This is a genomic window from Cerasicoccus arenae (assembly GCF_014651635.1).
GTDB classification, from domain to species: domain Bacteria; phylum Verrucomicrobiota; class Verrucomicrobiia; order Opitutales; family Cerasicoccaceae; genus Cerasicoccus; species Cerasicoccus arenae.
Genome location: NZ_BMXG01000024.1, coordinates 27,917 through 51,598 on the forward strand (window position 1 = coordinate 27,917; position 23,682 = coordinate 51,598).

The window sequence follows — 23,682 nt, forward strand, 5'->3', positions numbered from 1 at the left end:
TCCTGTTCCGTATATCTGCCGTCGTTTTACTCGACCTCGACGATCATCTGGATTTCGACGGTTGTGTTCTTGGGCAAACCACTAACAGCAACCGCTGCACGGGCATGCTTGCCCATCTCGCCAAAGAGCGCGACCAGCAGGTCCGAAGCGCCGTTAATCACCGCTGGGCTGTCCGCGAAGCCTTCATCGGCATTGACGAATCCGTTGACGAATACAATCCGTTTCACCGCATCGAGACTACCCACAGCGGATTTGATCACGGCGAGTGAGTTGAGGACACAGACTGCCGCCGCTTTCTGACCGTATTCAAGATCGCGGAGCTTCCCCACCTTGCCAGTGTGAGTCATCTCGCCCTTTTGCATACAAATCGAGCCAGAGATGTGGAGCACGTCGCCCACGCGGACAAAGGGCACGTAGCTGCCAGCCGGCGCAGGTGCGTCGGGGAGTTCATAACCCAGTTCTTTTAGTCGGAGTTCCAATGACATGGGCGGACTTTGGTCCGCTGTCGCGGCGCTGTCAAATCAAGCTGACGCTCAGGTTCATGAATGTACGCCGTAGGTAGCTGCGCGAAAGAAAATTGAATCACAGGTTGTCGAATCGATGGAAAGCGGTAGCTTGGCGACTTCTTATGCGCCGCTTTTTCGATCCCAATATGCCATTCCGGCCCGCATCTTTGCCGTTTTTCTACGGCTGGGCGATCGTGGCTGCTGGCACCGGGGCCATGCTCTTCAGCCTTCCGGGGCAAACGGCTGGCATCGGGCCTTTTAAGGAACACATGATGGCGGCGTTGCACGTTAGTAGCATGCAACTGAGTATTGCTTACATGATTGGAACTATTGTTTCAGGGCTGTCGTTGCCTTCGATTGGTGGTGTGTTCGATCGGATCGGAGCGCGCAAGGTAGGGGTTATGGCGTCGATTGGCTTGGGCTTGTCCTTGCTTTATATTTCCCAAGTGGACCGGATCATGTTTGGGATACTGGGCCGTTCCTCCGTCTGGCTGGCGATGCCGTTGATCATTCTCGGTTTTTTCGCGATCCGCTTTTGGGGGCAGGGCGTATTTTCTATCGTTTCACGGGCGATGATTGGGAAATGGTTTGATCGGAAGCGGGGCATCGCGAGCGCGATCAGCGGCATGCCGGTTGCGATCGCTTTCACCTCGGCACTCTATATCCTCTATAAGATCATCGAAACGATGGGAGGTTGGCGGCAGGCCTGGATTGGGATGGGTCTTTTTGTGCTGTTTTTTAGCACGGTTTTTTGTTGGCTGATCTTTCGCGATAATCCCGAGGAATGCGGGCTAGTGATGGATGGATCGGCCGATCTTGGCCTTGCAAAAGCAAAGAACGACGAGTTCGTGATCAACCGGGAATTTACCGCTCGTGAGGCTCTGCGTACCATGGCGTTTTGGGTGTTTTCGCTGACGATCTGCATCAACGGATTCGTCGGCACGGCGATTGGTTTTCATGCTCAGTCACTGACTCAGGAGATCGGAATGGACCAGGAGGCCTTTTATCTACTGTTGGCCTCCACCATTTTTATCAATATTCCGGTAAGCTTTATCGTTGGCTGGATGACGAGCCGTTTTCGCCTGAAATACGCTTATTTGGTAACGGCCTTTGGCATGGCCTTGGGCATGGTGGGCTACTTGTTATTACCATCTGAATTGGGCCGGATACTGTTTCTTTTGGGATTCGGAGCGACGTGGGGCTCATTTGGCACACTCGTCACGGTTACGTGGCCACGCTATTATGGGCGTCGTCATTTGGGAAAGATCAGCAGTTGGGTGATGATGCTCATGGTTGTCACCAGTGCGCTTGGCCCAGTCTTTTTCGACTTCTGCAAGCTGTTGATGGGTAGCTATCGGCCAGCGTTTTTCATTAGCATTGGCCTAAGCGTCATCTTCTTTTTCTTGTGTTTCAAAACCGAAAATCCGCAGCGAAAATACGCAAAGGCGGCAGCCGAGTCGTAAGATCAGGCAACGGTTTCGTGCTGTTTTATTGCGCTCAATTCAATCGAAGGATGAAGTTGTAATAGAAAAGACTTTATCGCCGCGCGCGACGGTGCATGATGCAGGCGTGGATCCCGAAATTGAGCAGCTACTTATTTTGCAGGAGCGCGATACGCGGCTCTATAACATCGAGAATTCGCTGAAGTCGATTCCCGTCGAACTCGCGAAAAACGAGCGCAAGATTGTCGAGGAGGAGGCAGCCATTGCCGCCGCCCGCCTGGCGCTGCAAGAACTAGAAGTTCGCCGCAAGGATCTCGACAACGACGTGAAGTCTGCCGAGGAGCAGGTTATCAAGTACAAGAACCAGCAAATCCAGGTAAAGAAAAACGAGGAATACCAAGCGCTCACTCATGAGATCGAATTAACCGAAGCAAAAATCGGCGATCTGGAAGAAGCCGAGATCGGCCTCTTACTGGAGATTGACGAGGGGACCGCTAAGTTTGCTGCCGAAAAGGCAGAACGTGAAGAGCGTATCCAGCTTTTCCGTGACGAAATTGAAACCCTGCAGGACCGCGAACAGACGCTCAAGAGTGAGATCACTGCTGTCCAAGCTGAGGTTGCTGACGCTCAAAAAAATTGCTCGGAGTTGTATTTGGCATCTTATGATCGTGTAAAGCGTCGTCGCGCACGCCCCCCCCATGTATCCGCGATTGAGGAGCATAAGTGCGGAGGTTGCCACCTGAAGGTGTCCAGCGAAGTTGAGTCTGCCACACGTCACAAAGATGGGCCCGTTCACTGCGACAGTTGCGGACGAGTGGTGTACTGGGAGCATTGATGAGCAAATATTGGATCTGCCTTTTGTTGGCCGGGCTGTTTGAAATCGGCTGGCCCTTAGGGCTAAAGGTATCTCAAACGACCTCCCGTGTAGGGCTAGGCATTGGCGCAGCAATTCTGTCCATGGCGATCAGCGGATATTTTCTTTGGATCGCGCAGAAGCAAATTCCTATTGGCACCGCATACGCAGTGTGGACGGGGATTGGAGCTGCGGGGACGTTCATCCTGGGCGTGCTGATTTTCGATGATCCTTCATCTCTGCTTCGTTGGGCAGGGGTCGCGATGATCATTGGCGGAGTCGTCGTGCTCAAGCTGGCAGCACACTGAAGAGCGATTGGCACCATTGCGGCATGGATTACGCGCTGGATTTTATCAAATTGCGCGCCATCCTTATCTACTTTGATTTGATAACCGAGCATCCATGAAATACACACCCGACAAGCCTGCCATTTATGGAGAGACTCTGGATTCCCTCCGGGAACGTCTTGAGGCTATGGGGGAGAAAGCCTTCCGGGCTGGGCAAATCATGGATTGGCTCTACAAGAAACGCGCTCGCTCGTCGGAGGACATGACGAATCTCAGCAAGTCGCTCCGTGCTTGGCTGACAGAGACCTTTGAGTTTGCCCCCGCGGCACCCTTACTCGAAAAACAATCAGGTGATGTAACCGATAAGCTCCTGCTCCAGCTCGGCGACCGCTCGCTGATCGAGACGGTTATCATCCGCGCCCCGCAAAAGGGAGTTGGGCAAGATAGCTCTCGCAAAACCGTTTGCATTTCCACGCAGGTCGGTTGCGCCTATGGCTGTAAGTTTTGCGCCTCGGGCTTGGCAGGCTGGAAGCGTGATCTTTCCGCTGGCGAAATCGTGGCTCAACTTATTGAGGTCTGCCGCCGCGAAGACCCGTACACCACGCGAGCCCGGGAAGAGTTGGCGAGCTTTGATAATCTTGTCGTCATGGGCATGGGCGAACCGCTGGCCAACTACGACAGCCTGCTCCGCGCGTTGACGATTCTCAATGCCGATTGGGGCCTGAACTTCGGCGCACGGCGCATCACGGTATCGACCTCTGGCTTGGTGCCGAAAATTTATCAGCTAGCCGAGGAGCCAATGGGCTTCCGCTTGGCCTTGTCCTTGCATGGTGCCACCAATGAAGTGCGCGAACAGATCATGCCCGTCAATCGCAAGTGGCCACTGGAGGAATTGCTCCCCGCCGTCCAAGCTTTTTCCGATAAGCACGGCCGCATGATCACGCTGGAATTTATTTTGATTCAGGACATCAACGACATGCCCGAGCAGGCTCACGCCTTGGCGAAGATCGCTCGTCGGCTGCATGCGCACGTTAACCTGATCCCCTACAATACCGTGCAGGGTTTGGACTGGATTCGCCCGAGCATTGAGAGCCAGGAACGCTTTGTCGGCATCCTCCACGAGGCAGGCATCAGCGCCACATTGCGCCGTGAAAAGGGACATGACATCAATGCCGCATGCGGTCAGCTACGTCTTCAGGAAGAGCGCGAGCGTGGTGAAATCGAACCGGTGCCCGCGAAGGGCTAAGACGGATTACCTTTTAACGGCGTACTTGCCAGGGCCGGTGAAGATCAGCGCCAAACTGATTGCGCCCAGTGTGATCGGAAAGCCCGCGTCTTTAACAATTTCGCCGCCACCATTGAGCAGGACCGCCGCGGCCACGATCATCGTGGATAGTAGGAAGAATGCTGCCGTGCGCGTCCCCAAGCCAATGATCAGCAAGATGCCGCCGAGCAGCTCCGCCGTCGCTGCCAAGATGCCCCAGAGCAGCGGGGCAAAGGTGATGCCAAAGGTACTCATTGCCGCACCGACTTGCTTGAGCATATCCGCGCCGCCAGCGAACTTCGGAATACCCGCCGCCACAAAAATCAGGCCAGCGACGACGCGAATAATAAGCAGCCCGACATCCGGGTGGTTCACATATTTGGCGAATTTCGACATGCGTTTACTTTGCTCTTTTTCTCCGCATCTGTCCAGCAGGCGGATTCCTCATTTTTTCTGCTGGCAGGCGTCTTCGAGGATTTTCGCCACGAGGCCTGTCCAGCCAGTCTGGTGAGAGGCCCCACAGCCGCGGCCAGTATCACCGTGGAAGTATTCGTAGAAGAGCACATGTTCGCGGAAATGCTCGTCACGGTATTGCTCGGCATGGTCACCATTGACCGGGCGGTCACCGTTTTTGTCCGGTAAAAAGAGATTCGCCATGCGACGGCTAAGCTCTTTGGCGGCCGTGTCGAGGTTGACCCAATTACCAGAGCCAGTGGGTAGCTCGACCTTGAAGTCGTCACCATAGTAATGGTGATATTTTTCCAGCGCCTCGATGAGCAAAAAGTTGATCGGGAACCAGATTGGGCCGCGCCAGTTGGAGTTCCCACCAAAGAGGTAGCTGCGCGATTCGCCGGGCTCGTAGGCGACGGTATGCGTTTCGCCGCCGTAGTTCAGCACGAATGGCGTTTCCTCATGCGCCTTGGACAGCGAGCGAATGCCATAGGGCGAGAGGAATTCATTTTCGTCGAAGACGTAGCGCAGCACGCGTTCCAAGCGCTCACGAGAGGTCAGGCCAAGGAGCACCATTGGGTCGGTGTTTTCGCCGCCTTCAAATTCCAGGCACGAAGCACGCTGCTCAAAAATGTTGTTGTGCTTGATGAACCACTGCATGCGCTTCTTGAAGCCAGTGATCTTGTTGATCGTGTCACCATGCAGGATTTCCACTGCGCAGAGCGGCAGAAGGCCGACGAGCGAACGAATCGCCATAGGGATACCTTGGCCGTCTCCGGTGTGGAGCATGTCGTAGTAAAAGCCGTCCGTCTCGTTCCAAAGGCCCGTCCCACCAAGGGTGTTGATGGCCTCGCCGATGGCCACAAAGTGCTCAAAAAACTTGGACGCCACGCCCTCGTAGGACGGGTCGTGATCTGCCAGCTCAAGGGCCATGGAGAGCATGGTTGCGCAGTAAAAGGCCATCCACGCCGTGCCATCAGCCTGCACCAGCTGAGCGCCGCCCGGTAGCGTTTGAGAGCGGTCGAAGGCCCCAATGTTATCCAAGCCCAGAAAGCCACCAGCGAAGAGGTTGCGGCCCTCGGGATCCTTGCGATTGACCCACCATGTGAAGTTGATGAGCAGCTTGTGAAAGCATTGGGCGAGGAAATCAAAGTCTCGCTTTCCGCGTTCGCCGGTCATCTTGTAAACGCGCCAGACGGCCCAAGCGTGGACCGGCGGGTTGACGTCGGAAAAGTTCCATTCATAGGCCGGAATCTGGCCGTTGGGGTGCATATACCACTCACGCAAAAACAGGATCAGTTGCTGTTTGGCGAAGTCCGGGTCGATTTTATCGAATGGGATCATGTGGAAAGCCAAGTCCCACGCGGCGAACCACGGATACTCCCATTTATCGGGCATGGAAATAACGTCACGATTGAACAGGTGCCGCCAATCAGAATTCCGGCCGCTTTTTCGAGCCTCAGGGGGGGGGGGAGAGTCTGGGTCGCCGTCCAACCAATCCGCTACGGAGTAATGATAAAACTGCTTGGATTGCAGCAACCCGGCGTAACATTGACGCAGGACTTTGTATTCGTCCGGGCAGAGATTGCCATGGGTGATGTTGTCGTAGAAGGTATCGGTCTCGGCAATGCGTTGCTTAAAGATATCCTCGAAGCCTTTGCCAAAGGGTGTTTTGGGCGCTTTTTCTGAACTGCTTAGACGCAGGCGGATAACGCGTTCCTCGCCCGCCGGGATTTCAAGCTGATAGTGCGCGGCGGCTTTCGTGCCCTTGTCTTTGGCGACGGCGCCATGCTCACCGTTGACGATATGGCGATGAAAGGCGTCCTTGGTGTGCGGGGTGTAGCTCGGTGAATCGTAGAGTAATTGCGAGTTGGTGACGTTTTCCGTAAAGAGGAACTCGGGCGCTTCCTCGGCGCAAAATTGAAAGTCGCCCAGCGTTTCGTGATTGGCAATTAATTGATCTCCAGCGCTTTGTGAGATATTTGGCTTCATGGAGCAGCCTTCGTGGTCGCAACCCCAGATCCAGGTATTGCGAAACCAGAGCGTTGGGAGCACGTGGAGCTTGGCGGTTTCGGGCCCGCGGTTGGCCACGGTGATCTTGATCAGGATATCATTGGCCCCCCCCTTGGCGTATTCTGCAAAGACATCGAAGTAGCGGTTTTCGTTGAAAACGCCGGTGTCGAGGAGTTCGTATTCGGGGTCATCGAGGCCGCGCCGGGCGGTTTCGTCGACCAGGTCCTGATAGGGAAATGCGGCCTGAGGGTATTTGTAGAGCGATTTGACGTAGCTGTGCGTGGGTGTGGATTCGAGGTAGTAATAGAGCTCCTTGACGTCCTCACCGTGGTTGCCCTCATGCCCGTCAACGCCGAATAGGCGTTCTTTTAAAAACGGGTCCTGCTCGTTCCAGAGGGCTAGGCTGAAGCACAAGCGGCATTCGCGGTCTGTGAAGCCGAGGAGCCCATCCTCCCCCCAGCGATACGTACGGCTGCGGGCGTGATCGTGGGGAAAATAGCGCCAAGCATCGCCGTCTTCAGAATAATCTTCTCGCACGGTTCCCCATTGGCGTTCGGAGAGATAAGGCCCCCAGCGTTTCCAATTGTTTGTGCGTTCGCGAGCTTCGGTAAGGCGATCCCGTTCAGGATTTGTCGAGGGCTGGGCAGGGGCTTTTTTCCGTGGCATTAGTGGGGAGCATATTTGTTGCGTCCGCGTAGACAACATCTTATCACGCTTGACGTATTAGGCTTAGTGAACGAGAGTGCGCCGTCCTTTCGCGGAATCCACTACACATGCCCGATGAGTCTCCAGCCAATCCGGAACTCGACCCTGCAACCTGGGTCGACGCCTACGGCGATGCGCTTTACAAGTTTGCTTACTTTCGGGTGAATAACACGGCGTTGGCCGAGGACCTCGTCCAGGAAACCTTTCTGGCGGCAATCAAGGGCAAGGATCGTTTCTCCGGCAAAGCCAGCGTTAAGACTTGGCTAACGGGTATCCTGAAAAACAAGGTCATCGACTACTACCGCAAAAAGAATCGCACGCAGTCCATGCAAGAGACGGCGGCCTTCTTTGAGCGCGAGGAAGCCGATCTCTTCAGCGAAGATGGTAGTTGGGATTACAATAACCCCAACGTGCCGAAGGATTGGAATCCGGCCCAAGTCGAAAAGATGGACCGCAAGGAATTCATGCAGCAATTTTATTTCTGCGCTGACAAGCTCCCGGACAAAATCCGCACAGTCTTTATCATGCGCGAAGTGGATGGCGTCAAAAGCGATGAAATCTGCGCGCAACTCGAGATTACCCCGCAAAATCTTTGGACGATTCTCCATCGCGCCCGCATGGCCCTGCGGCAATGCTTGGAAAAGAATTTCTTCAGCAACTGAGGCTGGGAAGGCACTGAGCGAGTAGGGTGTGCAGGTTTTCTCACGGAGCCACAGAGATCACAGAGGCCAGCGATGCGTGGGATTCTGTTTTTTGACGACACGCGGATTATATTAAAGATGTTCTACACGAACAAATTCTCCATACTTTCGTAAGTTTTCCTACGCGCATTGGACTACGATGCATTGCGCCTTTACCAGAGGAAATTCATCACGCTGGCCTCTGTGATCTCTGTGGCTCCGTGAGAAATGTAACAGCGTCCTGCTGGTCTTAAAAACCGAAAATCTGCTTGAGGTCGTTCTTCAAATTTTTACCGAGCTTGACCGTGCCTTCGGGGTTGGAGTTTGAAAATTCCAGTGTGTCGCGGCATTGGCTTTCGAAGGCTTCGGGGTTGAAATCGAGTAAGGCAATGTCTCCCTCTTTGGCCCCGTAGGGGAAGGCTTCCGCGCCTAATGGAGTCCAACGTTTCGGCAGGCCGTACCACGTATAGTCAATGTCCCAGCCAGTTACGCCGCTTGAGGGAATTGGCTTGGTGAGCAGTTGCGGGTAACGGTTGATGTATTCCGGGACGGTTTTGGTGCCGACTCGCAGGGTGAAGGCAGTGGGTAGGTTAAAGAAATATTCGCGGAAGGTCTTGAGCTTGCCCGCCCGAACGGTTTCCCAAAAGTCAACGGGATCGGCACCAATCAGGTTCAGGCCGCTGTAGTCACCATGGTGATTTTTACCCGAGTAGCGTGCTTTCTTGTACCAAGCGTCGAAGTTGGTGCTTTTGCGCAGACCAATTTCAAAATGCAGGTGCGCTTGTTGGCGGGGAATCGTATAACCGGCGGCCGAGCGGCCCATCGTACCGATGCGTTGAGCGCCGGTTACTAAGGAGCCTTCGCGCAGGCCAGGCTCAATGGCGGAGAGGTGTGCGTAAAGCGTGTAAACGGCGACATCGGCGTCTTGGTGCTCCAACACGATGTAGCGGCCATAGCTGCTGTTGCCGGCATGCGGGTTGATATAGGCGACGCGCCCTGGCATGACTGCGTAGATGGCGTCGGTGGCTTCGTTGTGCCGATCACGGCCGATGGGCTTCAGATCGATTGCTTCATGAAAACGGCTTCCACCATTGCGCACACAGCCAAAAAGAGCAGACTCGGTCGTGCCGGATGCGGCCGGCTGGACGATGTCTTCCCAGGTCGCGCCTTCGAAAAAGGCGGGGTTGGGCGTGGGCCAAAACAACGGCGGTTCGTCCGCCTGAAGTGCGAATGGGAACATGCCCAGCAGGCAGACTAGAAAACAGCGGATGGCGTGGCGTTGGCGTTTAACCATAGATTGCTTAAAAGCGTGATTCGCGCAGCTTCTCATTCATGAGACGCGTGTCGCCCTGCATTTCCATGACCATGGCTTCGAGCTCAGGGTAAGGCATTTCAACAAAGGTGAAGTAGCGGCCATCGCTGATGGCTCCGTCGATCTGACGTGCGCCAATGGGCTTACCGCCGTATTCAAAGATGACCACGCGCCCATTGTTGGAGACGGACTGGCGGTAGAGCTTGCGTGCACCGGGTTCGTTGAGGTGGAAGAGCAGGGCGTGTTCGCCGGAGGCAACCTTCACGAGTTGCACGTTGCTGATGTCCACTTCGGTAAAGAGCGGATCGATGCGCACGTTGTAGTTCAGCCCACTTTGAGGAAGAGTTACATTCTTGCCGACCTCGCCAGAGGCACCGCCAGCAGGCACTTCAATGTAGAAGCGCATGGACTTTACTTTTTCATCTTCGCCGCAGCCGCTCAGGCAAACTGCGAGGTAGAGGGCGGCGAGGAAAGCAATGTATTTAGGCATGGTCATGGGATTAAAGGGTCATGTTGTCGATTAGGCGAGTCTGTTCCAGCCAGACGGCTACGGTCAAGAGGCTTTGGCCGGGGCGGACGGCGCGCTCGGGCTTCATGGAGTCAGGGTCGACGATTTCCACGTAGATGATACGGATGCGCCGACTCTGGCTCAGGTGATGGGTGACTTCGGCCTTGATGCGGTCAACGCTCAGATTGCCCTTGGCGACGATTTCCTTGCCGATCACCAGTGCCTGAGAGAGGCGGGCCGCGTCTTGGCGCTGGCCGGGGTCCAGATAGCGATTGCGCGAGCTCATGGCTAGGCCGTCGGGCTCGCGGACCGTTGGGGCGATAATTATCTCAACCGGGAAATTCAGATCAGTGACCATTTTTTTGATCACAGCGGCCTGCTGGGCATCCTTCTGGCCGAAGACAGCAAAATCCGGGCGGCAGACGTTAAACAGGATCGCGACTATGGTCGACACCCCGCGGAAATGGCCGGGGCGGGAGATGCCGCACAGCCCTTGTGAGCAGGAGTTTTCTTCGACGTAGGTTGAGAAGTTGGGGGGTAGGAGGTCGTCGCGACTTGGGGCAAAGACAATGTCTGCCCCATGTGCCTCGCAGGCAGCCAAATCAGCCTCCAGAGGGCGGGGGTAGCGGTCGAAATCCTCGTTGGGCCCAAATTGCGTTGGGTTGACGAAGATCGAGACGATGACCACGTCGGACTTTTCCCGCACAATGTCGATCAGCGATAGATGGCCTTCGTGCAATGCGCCCATGGTGGGGGCAAAGCCGATTAGCCGCCCCTGGCCGCGTAAGCGCGTCGCCTGAGATTGCATTTCCTGAACCGAGCTTATAATCTCCATGTCTCTACTAATGAGGGGGCCATGACGGAATGACACGCCAAAACGTGACGTCCGTGGAGCAAAAATCAAACTGGAAAATTTTCCGCTTTTCAAAATAGCCCACGATCAGTAAAGACAAGTTGTCCAATGAGTGAAGTGCAACCAACGAATAAAACGGTGCTTGTAGCTGATGACGATCAGGCTACGAGGACTTTTTTGGACGCCGCTGTTCGCCGACTTGGCCATGAGACCATCCTCGTGAGCAACGGCAAAGACGCTTTTGATCAGGCAAAAAAGCACCGGCCCGACCTCATCTTACTGGATATCCTGATGCCTGATATCGACGGCTATACGGACTTGCGATTGCTCCGGCTCAACTGGCGCACCCGGGATATTCCGGTCATCGTGATCTCGGGCTATGCGGATCAGAAAGCGGCCGATCGCTGTCTGACTGCCGGGGCCAATTTTTTCCTGCCCAAGCCTGCTACGATTGCCCAGGTGCGCGCCGTGGTTAACAAGTTCCTAGTGCCCGTGGACCACGAGGGGGGGGGGGAGTCGGCAGGATAACCATCCCCGCGCGGGCCAAAACCGTGCGCATTTCCTCCGGGCTCCGCCCACGAATCAGCGCGGCGAGGCGTTCCTCGAAATCTTCCGGCGTGTAGTTGGCTGTCTCCAACAAATACATCAGCAGCGCGTCGCGGTGAAATTGATAAACGTGGCGGGTGCGTTCACTGACGGGGCCAGCGGCCAAGCGATGACCCGGCAGGCGGCCAGAGTCGTAGCAATCACGTACGTATTGATCGGTGCGTCCCAGCATGGACGCGACGTCCTTGGTGTTAAACCAAGTTTTGTCGGTGGGTAGTAGAGGGGAGAAATGAGGTGATTTTAGTTTCTTTTTCATGGCGGAGGGGGGGGGGAGTTAGAGGCGGTTACGGTTAAACGGGCGTTCGGCAGGCTGGAGCGTGGCCGAGATATAACCCTCCGCACACAAGTGATCTTTGAGCAGGCTAGCGACTAGGCTCGAAACCGAGCGCTGGTCGTCCACCGCTGCATTGCGAGCCGCGTCCCGGAGGCTTTTGGGCAGTGAAATCGAAACGTTGACAGTGCGTTTTTTCATGACTTTCATAGTGAACGAATCATCATTGAATAATGCACTCTTGGCAACAACTATTTACTATTTTTGTTTATTTTATTATTGAGTGTTATCCTGCGTTCAGCATCAATGACTTACAGAACCCAATTTGATACATCACTTTCAACAACATGGCCCAGGACACCCAAAAGCATAAAACAGTCGGCGTTTCTTTCAATCCGGAGCTCCGTGATCGAGCCAGTGAACGCTCCCGCAGCCTCGGTTTATCCTTCAGCCGCTACGTCACAATGTGCGTTGAGGCCGAGCTTAATGGCCGCCAGCCGCAGCTACTCACCGAGCTAGGGGCCGCGCCTGTCCGCGAAGACCTCAACCTCCAGTCCGCCATCGACGCCGGTAGCGACTACAGCGCGGCCAAGGCGGCGTCCATCGACTTTGAAGACGACATCGAGGAAATTCTCCGCGACGAAGACATTTGCTACACGCGTTACAGCTCAGTCGCCAATCTGCGCACCGACTTCCTCATCCAGCACGTTGACGAAAAAACCGACCGCACGATCCGTATTGCCTTGGAGTGCAAGCACAACCTCCGCGGCCGTTACACGGTGACTCTTGGCCAAGCGATCATCTTGCGCAGCATGCCGCAAATCGACGCCGTCGTCCTCTGCGTCCCTTACATGAAGAACTTCGACGACCACGTCCGCGAAACCTTCCACCAGCAAGACATCCCCATCGCCACCCCCGACAACGTCGTCAGCATCCTCCGCAAGCTCTCAGGCCAAACGCCAGAGTGACGGCGGCGGCTTGGCGAGAGAATAGCGGAGCTTCTTTACTGGCTTTTTAAAAAATTGGGAAGTCTTGAGCGACTACTCTTAAATCCGCCGTGAACGTCAAAGTGTGGCACGGAGTGAGGCACGAACGGAGTTGTCCACGACTGCCTGGTTAGGTCTTATTTCGTCCAGATGATTGTCCTCTCGATGAAGTCTTTCCCGAACTCATGTTCTATGTAATGTTCGTATTGATTCCAAGTTAATGGAGTAGAGCTGACTTCTTTGATTTTCTCGACCCACTGGTCATCCCAAATTTCAGAAAAATATGAGAGTAGTTTTGTGAGTGTTGCTTTCAGGAGTTCTAGTTCATCTTCATCAATTGATGCGGAATATTCCAGAGCATGTCGAAATAAGGCCGAAGAAAAGTTCGGAGCATAAAATTCTGCTTCTTCACAGTCATGTGGACAAAGCAATACGGGGATTTCGCTATTTGTTTCATGGGGTGGAGACCAGCACCAGTAATCACCGCCTCCAGTATGGGCAAATGGGATGAAGCCGGGCTTATGATACTCTTCAAATTCAAAATTTTCTATTTCTGTTGCTTGATACCATTCCATATCATTCAGCCAAAAATATGGTATGTTAGATTCATTCAACTCAGATCCTCTGTATTCATCTTTCCATAATAGACCGGAATGACTTTCTAGTGCTTTATAGCTTTCTGGAGCTTCAAGATTGAACCTATTATTCAGTGCTTTTGAGAAGTCATTCATTTTTAATTAGCTAACAGGTTAGTATACGCGTACGGTGCGATTGTTACGGTAACAATCAGAGGTTGGCGTCAATTGCATGAAAATCACTTAATCTACCCGTAAGCTCTTTATCAACATCAATTTGAGTCACAGCGTAACGATTGGATGGCGATGGGCAGTTGCTTCGTGTTAAAAGTGAAAAAATGGTCGAAAACCTCGCAATACACAGGGCTGCGGGGCAATTGTGTTTTTCGCGTAGCTTTTTTCATAGCTTTTAAAGTCACCTATATCGCCTAAGAAATGATTGATTTTAGATGTCATCCATATTCTCAGGAGCTTGATAAAATTATTTTTCTCATTAATTAAGATAACTTGCGTTAATGCAACGAAATTGAATGCGTATTGAAAATGCGCATCCTCACATCCGGCCGCGTGTTCACACACTCAGGCGTCCAGCACTTTAACCTTTAATCTTTAAACTTTAACCTCCCCTAATCTCCCGTCCCTTCGGGTCGGGAGCTTAGGGGCCGTTCATCGCTTTTGATGTGTAAGTCGCGTTGTGGGAAAGGGATTTCGATGCCTTCTTCTTTGAAGCGGTCCCAGATTTCGAGCAAGACGTCGCTTTGGACATTGGCGAGGCCCTCGTAGGGGTCGCGGATCCAGAAGCGCAGTTGGAGGTTCACCGAGCTGTCGCCGAATTCTCTGAGCTGGCAGCGTGGTGGAGGGTCTTGGATCACGCGTTTTTGCTTACGGGCCGCTGCTTCGCAAATCTCGATCACGCGGTGCGGGTCTTCGCCATAGGCGACGCCGATGTCCACCTTGATGCGGATGCGATCGTGGCTGTAGGACCAGTTGATGACGCGTTGGGTAATCAAGTCTTCGTTGGGGATCAGGTGTTCGGTGCCATCGCGTGTGATGACGGATACGTAGCGGGCGCGCAGGCCGTTGATCCAGCCATAGGTGCCCTCCAGCTCAATGACGTCGCCCGGTTTAATGGAGTGGTCGGACAGCAAGATGAATCCGCTGATCAAGTTGGAAACAATTTTCTGTAGACCAAAGCCCAGGCCCAGGCCAAAGGCACCGCCAAAGAACGTGAGTGCGGACAGGTTAACGCCAACCGAGGTGAGGCCAACGACGAGCGCGATGGCGACGAAGAAAACACGAATGACTTTGCCGATTAATGCGCGGCTGGAGGCATTGATGCGATCCACCGTTTCTACCCGCTGCTCAATGAATCGTGATAGCCCGATGCCGATCCAAAGGGCAATGGCCAATGACGCGGCGACGGTGATCATTTTCCACAGCGAAAGTGGTTGGTCGCCCGCGGGAATCGGCAGGGTGATTGTTTCCAGAAAATCCACGACCTGATCATCAACCGTGAGCACCACGGAGGCGGTCAGTAGAAAGAGTGCGAGTGAGGTGGACTCGGCCCAGAACCGATCTTTGATCAGTGAGGTCAGCAGCCCGATAACCGTCCACAGGGAAAAGAGCGTTGCGGCTACGCGGAAGACTGGCACCGAAATATCCGTGAACGAAAACCCGGCTGCCAAAATGAGCATTAAGGCGGCGAGGAGCGGTAGCTCAGCATTTTGTTTGAGCCAGATCGCGGGGTTGTAGCTCTCGGTTTTTTCGTTGGAGCCGCGACAGGTGGCATAAAGGATTAGCCAAGCAACCGCTATCGTAACTACCTGCCACCAATTTTCCGGCCGGGCAGCTTGGACGGTGGGGCAGAGCCATTGCAGGGCGTTCATGGGCACAGCCTGTGCCTGAAGTTGCGCTAAGTCAAGCGTGTCAGGAGCTTACGGCCCCTCGACCACGGCGAGCGTTATGTCATCTTCCATGGTGATCTCTTCGCCAATCTGCCGGACGCGCTCGGTCATGGCATCGGCTTGATACTGGGGTGACAGCGAAATCGTTGAGCGGATGAGCTGCTCTAGCGATAGCTCGCCATAGGCGTCAAGAATCTCGGGCAAGCCATCGGTGTAGAGGAAAATGCGGTCACCGGAGCCAAGCTCGCCATGAACGATTTGGGAAGCGGGCTCGTCCATTAGACCGATGGCGAGGCTGTCAGAAAATTTGAGCGTTTCGAGGGTGTGGGTTTCTTTGCGCCAGATGATCGGGGGAGGGTGCCCGGCATTGGCAGCGGTGTAGGTGATGTGCCCGTTCTCAGCCAGTAGAAAGTGCCCGCACAGCGTCGTCATGAAACGATTGGTGAACTTGCCCATGAGGAGCGTATTCATGCTGGTCAGGAATTGCTCGGGCGATCCATTATACTGCCCGGCAAGCTGGTCTGTAAGATGGCGCACCAGCACGGTGTACATCGCGGCGGAGAGCCCGTGGCCGCAGACATCGCCAATAAAGAAGAAGGTGTATTTATCGGGCGTAACGGGGAAGACGATGATGTCTCCGCCCACGGCCTCCATGGGGCGATAAGATACGCCGATCACGATGCCGTCGAAGTCGGGAACCCGCCCGGGGATCATCAGCTTTTGCACTTGGCGCGCGCTTTCCAAATCCCGCGAAAGAATATCATTTTGATGTTGAAGCAGGACACGGGTTTTATGCTGCTCCGTAATGTCTCTGGATATGCCCATGATGCCCGCGATTTTCCCGGATTCGAGAAACAGGGGCACTTTGGTAGTGGACACCCAAGTGATGCTGCCATCGGGCCAGACTTCGCGCTCCTCTTTATTAATGAGCGGTTTGCCCGTCAGTATGATTTTGCGTTCGTCCTCAAAAGCTTCCCGCGCGTGCTCCTCATTGAAGAAATCAAAGTCTGTTTTGCCGATAAGCTCGTCTGCATCCTCACAGCCATGCTTGTTCGCGAGGGCTTTGCTCACGACAAGAAATCGGCTGCGCATGTCCTTAAAATAGACACGATCCGGAGTCTGCCCCATCAACGCCTGAAAGAGCTTACGGCTTCCTGGAACCATCGGGCGCACTGATTCATCTTCGGGCATCGTTTTGATGCTAAATCTTTGAGACTCGAAATCAACTCATTTGCCACGCCTTTTTAGGGGATGATTCTGTCAAGCGTTTGATCAAATCTGAGAAGGCGCATTTTTCGAAATCTGAAGGGTTTTTGTTTGTTGAGTTAATGGGGCGGACGACTAAACTTTGCTCTAGTTTACATTTTGAGTCTGAAATTGCGCCAAAAAGAGCATAAAAGTATCAGTTTTTCGGCTCGAAACGGGTGTTATTAGCCTGCCACGGCTCTGAAAGTGGTTTTTGACGGGCGTTCCGCGGGATTGCCCTCTCCGCACCCCCCCCCTTTCATTTTTCCTCCCCCCCAAAAAAATGAGAATTCCGAGGTAGTGCTGGATTGGGTTGCCTTGAGCGAGGCAAGTCATTTCATTAGAGACTTTGACGCATTGATGCCCATTTCGAATTGCAGATTGATCGCCCATTGGCGTTGGGCCTTGTACGCCATTTGCCTCCTCGCGGGGGCTTGGCTGCAAGCGCAGGACAAGCCTGCCGAGGCAACGCCCTCCGCAGTAACAGGCGGTGCCGCCCCGGCCAGCCTCCCGACTAAGCCGCTCCTTGCGCCAGTGGAAATGATCGCCGACTGGCCCGCCTGGCGATGGAAGATGCTTGCTGGTGATGACGCCTTGCAGGCAGGTCTGCCCGGCCTTGCCGAGGGCCTCTATCGCGGCGTCCTCGCTAACCCCGATTTAAACGCCGAGGCCCGGGCGCTACTCCAGCTCAAGCTGGCTTCCTCCTTGATCGCCCAGCGCCGCTTTACAGAAGCCAGTGAGGCCTTGCCTGCGGAGAAAGGCCTGATGGCTCAAGCCGTCGCCCTCCGCCGCGCGATCCTTGCTTACAACAATGGTAAACTCGGCCTTACGATGGACTTGCTTGCGCGGATTTCCCCCAAGGAACTTAGCCGGGCGGACGTTTCCTGGTATTACCTGCTGCGCGGGATGGAAGCCCGTGCGCGGGATGATCAAGCGGCGTCCTCCGCTGCATTGGAAGAGGCGTTGGCGCGCTCGGTCTCCCCAGCACAAAGCGCACAGATAGAGGCCGTCATCCTCAAGGGAGCCGTCCTCGCATCACAGGACGACAAGGAATTACTTAAGCTTTTGCAGCGAAAGGTGGAGCAGACTCGCGGCACACGGGCCGGGTTTGACTTTGCTCGCCAGATGGCGGTTGTGCTCGACCGACTCGGTCGTAAAGACGAAGCAATCGCCGTTCTGCGCGACCAAATGAGCATGTTGACAGACCGTGAGCAAGCGGAGGCCGGCCAAATGCTGTTGCTCATTGGGCTAATCTCCGGGCGAGATTCTGCCCGTGGCCAATTGGCCTTCCGCGAGATCCTGACTGGTAAAGGCCAGCCCGATACGCAAAAGCTCGCCCTCTATTTGTTGGCCGCCAGCGCCACTCAGCCCGGTGAAAATCGTGACGCCTTCCGTAAGACCTTGGATGACCTGATTGCCCAGCCCAGCCACCCCTTGCGCGATGAGCTGCTGCTGATGCGGAGTCGGCTTCAATTGGAGGCAGGAGATTACTCTGCGGCAGATGCCGATGTTGGGGAATTGATTGAAGACTACCCGGCTTCGCCGCTGGTTGACGACGCGCTTTGGCTTCGTGCTTCCCTGGCTTGGAACGAAGGCCGCTATCTCCGAGCAGCACAGTCTTTGGTGCAAATTCGTGACAAGATGGAACCCAGCCCCGCCCGCGTGCGCATTGGCGAGCAGATCGGCGATTGTTACTTCTTAAAAGGGGACTATGCCGCCGCCGCCGACGTCTACACCAGTGTGCTCCGGGAGAGCAAAGTCTCGGTGTTTGAAAACATGCTCTTTTATCAGACGATCCTCGCCAACGCCTTGGCGGAGCGTTGGGACAACGCCCGAACCCTGCTTGATGAGGGGGGGCAATTTCCTCCGGCGATTCGCTGGCAAGCCGAGTGGATTTTGCTTGATAGCCTTCGCCGGTCCGGTCAGGCCAAACAAGCGCGCATCCGGCTCAAGACGCTCTTTGCTTCACATGGCCTGCCTGCGGACCCTGCATTGCGTTGGCGCTTGGAGTGGCTGAATGCACGGTTGGCCTACGACAATGGTGAGTCTGATGCCGCCGCCCAAGAAGCACGTCAGTTGGCTCAAGAGGTGGAGGTCGAGCTGGCCAAGGGAGAGATTGCCGCAGCTACGCCCGAGGTTGCCAGCCATGTGCGCCTACTGGAAGGGCAGGCGCTGATTCGCTCTGGTAAATCCGAGGAAGGTCTCGCCGCTTTGGCCAAGCTTCGTGAGGATTATCCCGGCAGCGATCCGGCCATTTTGTCTATACTAGAAGAAGCACGTTATTTCGCGGGTAAGTTCAGCGACGCCGAGGCGCAACGCCGTCTCCGTGAATTGGCCGACCGTTACCGTGACAGCCCCCATGCGCCCGCTGCTCTCTATGAGGCGGCCATCCTTGCTGACCGGCAGGGGCTGGAGTCCACCCGCCGCGAATCCCTTTCCATTCTCAACGACTTGATTGCCCGCTATCCAGACCACGCATTGGTGTTCCGCGCCCGCCTGCTTCAGGGCAACATCGCCCGTCAATTGGGTGAGTTCGGTTATGCCCGCGTGGTCTACGAAACCGTCCTCCGTGACTATGCGAACCACCCGGAAATCTATTTGGCCGAGCTTTACCGCGCCAACACGCTGCTAGCCCGTTCAGGAGATGACCCTGCGCTGCTGGACGAAGCGGCCCGAGGCTTGGAACGCCTGCTTGACCTAGCTTCCGTCCCAGTCGATGTACGTGTCGAGGCTGGTTACATGCTCAGCCGCATCCAATTACAATCGAACAGCAGCCAGCTCGCTGCTGAAACGCTTTGGCTAGTGATTTCACGCTTTTTGCGAGAGCCATCTGCCGCCAGCCAACTAGGTGCCAATGGAAAATACTGGATGGCTCGTTGCTTGCTGGAGTTAGGCGAAATATTGGAAAGAGAAGGCAAGGTGGAGGATGCGCGTGAAGTTTACTTTCAGCTAGTCTCCAATGGTCTGCCAGGTAAGAACTTGGCTGCTGCCCGTCGCGAAAAACTACGTCAGGTCGCATCGGTGCCGGCTTCTAAAAATTGATACGCTGATCAATGGCGATTTCATCCAAGACTTCCTTCTTTATTAGCGCCCCTTGCTTTGTCTTGAGTCAGAGGGGAGGGGGGCAGTATCATTTCCGAATGAAGACTTTGCTTTGGCTCATTGCCTTGCTGCCATTAGTCGTTCGCGCCGACCCCGATCCGATATTCGGCCAGGAACCGATTCCCTTTAAAATGGAGGAGCCGAGTTGGGTGACGTCCATTCGCGTAGATAAGCCCTACGAGCTGGAATTTTTGATGTCCATGGTCGTGCTGGATAAGGAAGACGTAGAGAAGCAGCGTTTGGAAAATGGCAGACAATCTTCGACTGGGCACGAGATAACGCCAGAGATGATAGAAAACGGACGGCTTTTTCGCCTAGCGACTGCGGCGACCGACTCCGGCATTCTTGAGACGAGTGATGGCTACATCATCGCCTACCAAATTGCTCGAGATAGAACATCTTTCCGCCTCAATGCTTTTTTTCAGGTGCAAGATGACCAGGGGGCTTTGTCTTCACCTACGAATTTGGTCCTCAATAGCTTCGATTGGGTGTTTTTCGCGGGCTTTGCCAGCGAAGGCGACGAAGGAATCTTTCGCGAAAGAATTTGCGCCGTTCGGATTACTCCCGCCAAATAGCTCAAAAGCATACCATGAACTATCTCGACCTATCGCTCATCGAAAAGGGTGGCCCAATAATGTGGCCGCTGCTGGCGCTTAGTTTGCTCGGTTTCGTTTTTTTCGTCGAGCGCGCACTCTATTTGCACCGCGGGCAAATTCCGGCCAGCGCCTTTGTTGACGGGATCAAGAATCTTGTCCGCAAGCAGCGGATACTGGAGGCGTTGACCGTTTGCGAAGAAACGCCCGGGCCGACGGCGGCCATTGTGAAGGCTGCGCTCATGAATTTTGACCAACCCGAGGCGAAGATCCGTTCGACGGTACAGGAGGCTGCGATTATTGAGATCCCGGCCTTGGAACGGCGCATTGGGACGATTGCGGCGATCGCCAAGGCCTCGCCGATACTGGGACTGCTCGGCACAGTGGTTGCCTTGATGCAGGCGTTCTCGGTGATGCAGGCAGAGGGGCCTTACGCCAACGCTTCCCTTTTCTCCGGTGAGATTGCTGAGGCGTTGATCACTTCGGCTACCGGGCTAGCAATTGCTGTAATGGCCTACTTGGCGCACCATTTTCTCTACGGCCGCGTTCGCGCATTGGTTCATGACATGGAGTGGGTAGCCAATGACATCATGCAGTTTCTCTTGCTGGAATTACCAGATGAGCTGGCCGCCGCGTCTGAATACGCCAGCAGTGAGACCGGTATCGAGGCCCCAGAAAATCTAGAGGTGGATGACACGACTCCCGCTGACAAGGCCAGCTAACGAATCAAGCACAAGAACCGAATCGCATGTCTCTCGTCCAGCCATTGGAATTAGCCCGCCGCTTACGGACCCCGCCAACAGGGCCGGACGTTGCTGCGCTGTTTGATATCCTCTTGATCGCCTTCATGCTGACAATGCTGGGCTCGCGCTTCGTCTATGCACCGGGCAGCACGGTGGGACTCGACGCAGATCTGCTTTTACCGCAGTCCTCTCAACAGGAGCTCACGGCCGTGCCGACGGTGGACGTGCTGACGCTGCTCCAGGATGATCGCCTGATCTACGGTGGGCAATTCATGAGCGCAGAGGCTTGGTCGGTTCAATTGGAGGACGGGGACGCCGAGATCCGCCGCGGAAGCAACGCAATTCTCCTCATCAAGGCCGACGCCCGCATCAGCCTACAGGCTTTTCTGAAAATCTCTGATCGTGCGCGTGAGGCTGGTTATACTCGGGTGCAAATTGCCGAGAGGCCCGCCGAAGAGGCATCTTCCCTGCAAACCAAATCCACGGATCGAGCCGAGGGGTTTCAATGAGTGCCACTGCAAGTGTGAGCGGGGGAGGGCACCGTGAGGTGCGTTATTGGCGCAATCCGATCGCGATTTGGGCGCTGTTGCTCGGGGTTTTAGTGCATATTGCTGGCTTTTTCGCATTCAGCATTGAATTGCCACCTGATCAAGTCGGGCCGATCAAGGCCCCTGAGATCTTCTATAGTGGTGCCGACGAGCGAATTGACCTTCTGATGCAGGAGCAGTCTGAATTATTGGATTTTGAGCCGCTTTTTCTGCCGACTGCGCGCAATGCCTCGGTTTATTTGGGCTGGAGCGAGCTGGTGGAGCGTACTGAGCCGTTTTCTGCGCTCCCACCGCGTCTCCTTATTAATGATGGGCAATTTCCATCGCGTGCAGATCAGTTCGTTGAGCCGATTGACAAGCCATTAGACATGCTGGAGCGCGATACAGCCGGGAGTTTTGGGGCCTTCGGGCAGGTGTCTGGCACGCAGGAGGCCCTGCCTTATCGTGCTGGTACGCTAGAGGTTTATCGGGAGGATGATTCGCAAGTGACTCTAGTTAAGGAGCTTGAAAGCGGGATCATCGATGAGTCAGTTAGTAATCTAAGCGGTGTGCTCGAATGGCGTTTGGCCGTAGGAGAAATTGGCATTGTGGGGCAAGCGCTCTTGATCAAGGGCAGTGGATTGGAGGCCGTCGATGCCGCTGCAGCCCAGTATTTATTACAAAAAGCCCCGGAATGGGGCTTGCCAGAGGGATATTACCGTGTTGTTATCGGCCCTTGAAACGTCGCCTCTGTCGTCATTTCAGAACAAAATAATTGTAATTTTTCATTGACGGCAACTTTTTGGCTTAGCAATCTCGCCAGCTTTCCGTTTTTTCTCGGCAACGAGAGGAGACGGTTATTATTGCTCTGGTAGCTCAGTTGGTAGAGCGCGTCCTTGGTAAGGACGAGGTCGGCGGTTCAAATCCGCTCCGGAGCTCCATTAGTCTACGCTTCCTTCCAAATCACACACGAACACTAACACATGGCAAAAGAAACCTTCGAACGCACGAAACCTCACGTGAACGTGGGCACCATCGGTCACATTGACCATGGCAAGACCACGACGACCACCGCTATCCTCAAGGTACAGGCCGATAAGGGCTTGGCTGAGTTTAAGTCCTACGCTGAAATTGCCAAGGGTGGTACGGTCCGCGACGAAACCAAAACGGTTACAATCGCTGTCGCTCACGTGGAGTACGAAACTGCCAACCGTCACTACGCGCACGTTGACTGCCCAGGACACGCAGACTTCGTTAAGAACATGATCACAGGAGCCGCCCAGATGGACGGTGCTATTCTTGTGGTCTCTGCTGCTGACGGCCCAATGCCGCAGACTCGCGAACACATCCTCTTGGCTCGCCAAGTGAACGTGCCAAATATCGTTGTGTGGCTCAACAAGGTTGACCTCCTCGACGACGAAGAGCTCCTCGAGCTCGTCGAAATGGAAGTCCGTGACCTCCTTTCCAAGTACAAGTACGACGGTGACAACATCACTATCGTTCGTGGTTCCGCTACTGCAGCCCTCGACGGCAAGCCCGGCGGCGCTGAAGCAATCGGTGCCCTGATGGATGCTATTGACGCTGACATTGCTGAGCCTGAGCGCGAAATCGACAAGCCATTCATGATGTCCGTTGAAGACGTGTTCTCGATCACTGGTCGCGGCACCGTTGCCACCGGTCGTATTGAGCGCGGCATTATCAAGGTCGGTGAAGAAGTTGAGATCGTTGGTCTCGCTGACACACAGAAGACCACCGTTACCGGTGTGGAAATGTTCCGTAAGCTTCTGCCACAGGGTCAAGCAGGCGACAACGTCGGCCTCCTGTTGCGCGGTATCGACAAGGAAGCAATCGAGCGTGGCCAAGTAATTGCTAAGCCAGGCACGATTAAGCCACACTCCAAGGCTAAGGCTGAAATCTACGTTCTGACTAAGGACGAAGGTGGTCGCCACACGCCATTTTTCAACGGTTACCGTCCACAATTCTTCTTCGGCACTGCTGACATCACTGGTGTCATCAACCTTCCAGAAGGTGTGGAAATGGTGATGCCTGGTGATAACTTGACCATCGACCTCGTCCTCGGCAAGTCCGTCGCGATGGAAGAAGGCAAGCGTTTTGCGATTCGCGAAGGTGGACGCACCATCGGAGCAGGTCGTATCACCTCGATCGTCGAATAGATTTTCACATTGCACAACTTCTGCCGGAAGCTCGATATCGGGCTTCCGGCTTGGTTGTTTTCAGTATTAATAACAGATTTTTT

The 23,682-nt window shown here is 54.7% G+C and carries 24 protein-coding genes and 1 tRNA gene; 14 read left to right on the forward strand and 11 right to left on the reverse strand.

Annotated features, from left to right (window positions below):
- Positions 1 to 26: 26 nt before the first annotated feature.
- The gene (locus tag IE065_RS15510) at positions 27 to 485 is read right to left on the reverse strand and encodes a RidA family protein (protein ID WP_189516727.1); all 459 of its coding nucleotides are present in this window, start codon (positions 483 to 485) and stop codon (positions 27 to 29) included.
- 167 nt (positions 486 to 652) lie between these two features.
- On the opposite strand from IE065_RS15510, the gene IE065_RS15515 reads away from it, so the two are divergent.
- From IE065_RS15515 to rlmN, 4 genes are all read left to right on the forward strand, one after another.
- Positions 653 to 1,969, forward strand: a complete 1,317-nt coding sequence (locus IE065_RS15515; protein ID WP_189516728.1) for an MFS transporter — start codon at positions 653 to 655, stop codon at positions 1,967 to 1,969.
- A gap of 106 nt (positions 1,970 to 2,075) precedes the next feature.
- Positions 2,076 to 2,783, forward strand: a complete 708-nt coding sequence (locus IE065_RS15520) for a zinc ribbon domain-containing protein (RefSeq protein WP_189516729.1) — start codon at positions 2,076 to 2,078, stop codon at positions 2,781 to 2,783.
- Entirely contained in the window at positions 2,783 to 3,109 is a 327-nt protein-coding gene (locus IE065_RS15525; protein WP_189516730.1) for a DMT family transporter, read from the forward strand. The genes IE065_RS15520 and IE065_RS15525 overlap by 1 nt, the downstream gene beginning before the upstream one ends.
- 94 nt (positions 3,110 to 3,203) lie before the next feature.
- Complete coding sequence (gene rlmN, locus IE065_RS15530; protein WP_189516731.1) at positions 3,204 to 4,334, forward strand: dual-specificity RNA methyltransferase RlmN; 1,131 nt, start codon at positions 3,204 to 3,206, stop codon at positions 4,332 to 4,334.
- A 6-nt stretch (positions 4,335 to 4,340) separates the two neighbouring features.
- On the opposite strand, the gene IE065_RS15535 is transcribed toward rlmN, so the two are convergent.
- Both IE065_RS15535 and IE065_RS15540 read right to left on the reverse strand, forming a co-directional pair.
- Positions 4,341 to 4,748 carry a DoxX family protein gene (locus IE065_RS15535; RefSeq protein ID WP_189516734.1) on the reverse strand — a complete coding sequence of 136 codons (408 nt, stop codon included), beginning with the start codon at positions 4,746 to 4,748 and terminating at the stop codon, positions 4,341 to 4,343.
- Positions 4,749 to 4,796: 48 nt separating this feature from the next.
- Positions 4,797 to 7,481, reverse strand: coding sequence for an MGH1-like glycoside hydrolase domain-containing protein (locus IE065_RS15540; protein WP_189516736.1), 2,685 nt, complete (start codon positions 7,479 to 7,481; stop codon positions 4,797 to 4,799).
- 107 nt (positions 7,482 to 7,588) lie between these two features.
- Between IE065_RS15540 and IE065_RS15545 the strand changes: the two genes are divergently transcribed.
- Positions 7,589 to 8,182 (forward strand): sigma-70 family RNA polymerase sigma factor, encoded by a 594-nt coding sequence (locus IE065_RS15545; RefSeq protein ID WP_189516738.1) that lies wholly within the window; start codon positions 7,589 to 7,591, stop codon positions 8,180 to 8,182.
- Positions 8,183 to 8,450: 268 nt separating this feature from the next.
- Here the strand turns inward: IE065_RS15545 and IE065_RS15550 are convergent, their stop codons facing one another.
- The 3 genes from IE065_RS15550 to panC are packed head-to-tail and all read right to left on the reverse strand — an operon-like array spanning position 8,451 to position 10,855.
- Complete coding sequence (locus IE065_RS15550) at positions 8,451 to 9,494, reverse strand: M23 family metallopeptidase (protein WP_189516740.1); 1,044 nt, start codon at positions 9,492 to 9,494, stop codon at positions 8,451 to 8,453.
- A gap of 7 nt (positions 9,495 to 9,501) precedes the next feature.
- Positions 9,502 to 10,002 carry a hypothetical protein gene (locus IE065_RS15555; protein ID WP_189516742.1) on the reverse strand — a complete coding sequence of 167 codons (501 nt, stop codon included), beginning with the start codon at positions 10,000 to 10,002 and terminating at the stop codon, positions 9,502 to 9,504.
- A 10-nt stretch (positions 10,003 to 10,012) separates the two neighbouring features.
- The gene (gene panC / locus IE065_RS15560; protein ID WP_189516744.1) at positions 10,013 to 10,855 is read right to left on the reverse strand and encodes a pantoate--beta-alanine ligase; all 843 of its coding nucleotides are present in this window, start codon (positions 10,853 to 10,855) and stop codon (positions 10,013 to 10,015) included.
- A 126-nt stretch (positions 10,856 to 10,981) separates the two neighbouring features.
- On the opposite strand from panC, the gene IE065_RS15565 reads away from it, so the two are divergent.
- The gene (locus tag IE065_RS15565; RefSeq protein WP_189516746.1) at positions 10,982 to 11,401 is read left to right on the forward strand and encodes a response regulator; all 420 of its coding nucleotides are present in this window, start codon (positions 10,982 to 10,984) and stop codon (positions 11,399 to 11,401) included.
- Here IE065_RS15565 and IE065_RS15570 read toward each other — a convergent pair.
- Both IE065_RS15570 and IE065_RS15575 read right to left on the reverse strand, forming a co-directional pair.
- On the reverse strand, positions 11,346 to 11,735 hold the full coding sequence (locus IE065_RS15570) for a hypothetical protein (RefSeq protein WP_189516748.1): 390 nt from the start codon (positions 11,733 to 11,735) through the stop codon (positions 11,346 to 11,348). The genes IE065_RS15565 and IE065_RS15570 overlap by 56 nt on opposite strands.
- A gap of 18 nt (positions 11,736 to 11,753) precedes the next feature.
- Positions 11,754 to 11,951 carry a hypothetical protein gene (locus tag IE065_RS15575; protein ID WP_189516750.1) on the reverse strand — a complete coding sequence of 66 codons (198 nt, stop codon included), beginning with the start codon at positions 11,949 to 11,951 and terminating at the stop codon, positions 11,754 to 11,756.
- 146 nt (positions 11,952 to 12,097) lie between these two features.
- Between IE065_RS15575 and IE065_RS15580 the strand changes: the two genes are divergently transcribed.
- Complete coding sequence (locus IE065_RS15580; protein WP_189516752.1) at positions 12,098 to 12,718, forward strand: hypothetical protein; 621 nt, start codon at positions 12,098 to 12,100, stop codon at positions 12,716 to 12,718.
- Between the two features lie 155 nt (positions 12,719 to 12,873).
- On the opposite strand, the gene IE065_RS15585 is transcribed toward IE065_RS15580, so the two are convergent.
- From IE065_RS15585 to IE065_RS15595, 3 genes are all read right to left on the reverse strand, one after another.
- On the reverse strand, positions 12,874 to 13,467 hold the full coding sequence (locus tag IE065_RS15585) for an SMI1/KNR4 family protein (RefSeq protein ID WP_189516754.1): 594 nt from the start codon (positions 13,465 to 13,467) through the stop codon (positions 12,874 to 12,876).
- A 470-nt stretch (positions 13,468 to 13,937) separates the two neighbouring features.
- Positions 13,938 to 15,197, reverse strand: a complete 1,260-nt coding sequence (locus IE065_RS15590; protein WP_189516756.1) for a mechanosensitive ion channel family protein — start codon at positions 15,195 to 15,197, stop codon at positions 13,938 to 13,940.
- Positions 15,198 to 15,245: 48 nt separating this feature from the next.
- Entirely contained in the window at positions 15,246 to 16,406 is a 1,161-nt protein-coding gene (locus IE065_RS15595; RefSeq protein WP_189516758.1) for a SpoIIE family protein phosphatase, read from the reverse strand.
- Positions 16,407 to 16,820: 414 nt separating this feature from the next.
- Here IE065_RS15595 and IE065_RS15600 point away from each other — a divergent pair, with 414 nt between their 5' ends.
- The 7 genes from IE065_RS15600 (at position 16,821) to tuf (ending at position 23,599) form a co-directional block, all read left to right on the forward strand.
- Complete coding sequence (locus IE065_RS15600) at positions 16,821 to 19,502, forward strand: tetratricopeptide repeat protein (RefSeq protein WP_189516760.1); 2,682 nt, start codon at positions 16,821 to 16,823, stop codon at positions 19,500 to 19,502.
- 98 nt (positions 19,503 to 19,600) lie between these two features.
- Positions 19,601 to 20,137 (forward strand): hypothetical protein, encoded by a 537-nt coding sequence (locus tag IE065_RS15605; protein WP_189516762.1) that lies wholly within the window; start codon positions 19,601 to 19,603, stop codon positions 20,135 to 20,137.
- 14 nt (positions 20,138 to 20,151) lie between these two features.
- Positions 20,152 to 20,877: a MotA/TolQ/ExbB proton channel family protein gene (locus IE065_RS15610; protein WP_189516764.1), complete on the forward strand. Its 726-nt coding sequence runs from the start codon at positions 20,152 to 20,154 to the stop codon at positions 20,875 to 20,877.
- A 26-nt stretch (positions 20,878 to 20,903) separates the two neighbouring features.
- On the forward strand, positions 20,904 to 21,407 hold the full coding sequence (locus tag IE065_RS15615) for an ExbD/TolR family protein (protein ID WP_189516766.1): 504 nt from the start codon (positions 20,904 to 20,906) through the stop codon (positions 21,405 to 21,407).
- Positions 21,404 to 22,165, forward strand: a complete 762-nt coding sequence (locus IE065_RS15620; protein ID WP_189516768.1) for a hypothetical protein — start codon at positions 21,404 to 21,406, stop codon at positions 22,163 to 22,165. The genes IE065_RS15615 and IE065_RS15620 overlap by 4 nt, the downstream gene beginning before the upstream one ends.
- Positions 22,166 to 22,290: 125 nt before the next feature.
- A tRNA-Thr gene (locus tag IE065_RS15625) sits at positions 22,291 to 22,366 on the forward strand.
- A gap of 42 nt (positions 22,367 to 22,408) precedes the next feature.
- Positions 22,409 to 23,599, forward strand: coding sequence for an elongation factor Tu (tuf, locus tag IE065_RS15630; protein WP_189516770.1), 1,191 nt, complete (start codon positions 22,409 to 22,411; stop codon positions 23,597 to 23,599).
- Positions 23,600 to 23,682: the final 83 nt, after the last annotated feature.

Bases quoted from the DNA above. Each gene is read 5' to 3' on its own strand.
- IE065_RS15510 (WP_189516727.1), bottom strand. From the start codon at position 485: ATGTCATTGGAACTCCGACTAAAAGAACTGGGTTATGAACTCCCCGAC.
- IE065_RS15515 (WP_189516728.1), top strand. From the start codon at position 653: ATGCCATTCCGGCCCGCATCTTTGCCGTTTTTCTACGGCTGGGCGATC.
- IE065_RS15525 (WP_189516730.1), top strand. From the start codon at position 2,783: ATGAGCAAATATTGGATCTGCCTTTTGTTGGCCGGGCTGTTTGAAATC.
- rlmN (WP_189516731.1), top strand. From the start codon at position 3,204: ATGAAATACACACCCGACAAGCCTGCCATTTATGGAGAGACTCTGGAT.
- IE065_RS15535 (WP_189516734.1), bottom strand. From the start codon at position 4,748: ATGTCGAAATTCGCCAAATATGTGAACCACCCGGATGTCGGGCTGCTT.
- IE065_RS15540 (WP_189516736.1), bottom strand. From the start codon at position 7,481: ATGCCACGGAAAAAAGCCCCTGCCCAGCCCTCGACAAATCCTGAACGG.
- IE065_RS15545 (WP_189516738.1), top strand. From the start codon at position 7,589: ATGCCCGATGAGTCTCCAGCCAATCCGGAACTCGACCCTGCAACCTGG.
- IE065_RS15550 (WP_189516740.1), bottom strand. From the start codon at position 9,494: ATGGTTAAACGCCAACGCCACGCCATCCGCTGTTTTCTAGTCTGCCTG.
- IE065_RS15555 (WP_189516742.1), bottom strand. From the start codon at position 10,002: ATGCCTAAATACATTGCTTTCCTCGCCGCCCTCTACCTCGCAGTTTGC.
- panC (WP_189516744.1), bottom strand. From the start codon at position 10,855: ATGGAGATTATAAGCTCGGTTCAGGAAATGCAATCTCAGGCGACGCGC.
- IE065_RS15565 (WP_189516746.1), top strand. From the start codon at position 10,982: ATGAGTGAAGTGCAACCAACGAATAAAACGGTGCTTGTAGCTGATGAC.
- IE065_RS15570 (WP_189516748.1), bottom strand. From the start codon at position 11,735: ATGAAAAAGAAACTAAAATCACCTCATTTCTCCCCTCTACTACCCACC.
- IE065_RS15575 (WP_189516750.1), bottom strand. From the start codon at position 11,951: ATGAAAAAACGCACTGTCAACGTTTCGATTTCACTGCCCAAAAGCCTC.
- IE065_RS15580 (WP_189516752.1), top strand. From the start codon at position 12,098: ATGGCCCAGGACACCCAAAAGCATAAAACAGTCGGCGTTTCTTTCAAT.
- IE065_RS15585 (WP_189516754.1), bottom strand. From the start codon at position 13,467: ATGAATGACTTCTCAAAAGCACTGAATAATAGGTTCAATCTTGAAGCT.
- IE065_RS15590 (WP_189516756.1), bottom strand. From the start codon at position 15,197: ATGAACGCCCTGCAATGGCTCTGCCCCACCGTCCAAGCTGCCCGGCCG.
- IE065_RS15595 (WP_189516758.1), bottom strand. From the start codon at position 16,406: ATGCCCGAAGATGAATCAGTGCGCCCGATGGTTCCAGGAAGCCGTAAG.
- IE065_RS15600 (WP_189516760.1), top strand. From the start codon at position 16,821: ATGCCCATTTCGAATTGCAGATTGATCGCCCATTGGCGTTGGGCCTTG.
- IE065_RS15605 (WP_189516762.1), top strand. From the start codon at position 19,601: ATGAAGACTTTGCTTTGGCTCATTGCCTTGCTGCCATTAGTCGTTCGC.
- IE065_RS15610 (WP_189516764.1), top strand. From the start codon at position 20,152: ATGAACTATCTCGACCTATCGCTCATCGAAAAGGGTGGCCCAATAATG.
- IE065_RS15615 (WP_189516766.1), top strand. From the start codon at position 20,904: ATGTCTCTCGTCCAGCCATTGGAATTAGCCCGCCGCTTACGGACCCCG.
- IE065_RS15620 (WP_189516768.1), top strand. From the start codon at position 21,404: ATGAGTGCCACTGCAAGTGTGAGCGGGGGAGGGCACCGTGAGGTGCGT.
- tuf (WP_189516770.1), top strand. From the start codon at position 22,409: ATGGCAAAAGAAACCTTCGAACGCACGAAACCTCACGTGAACGTGGGC.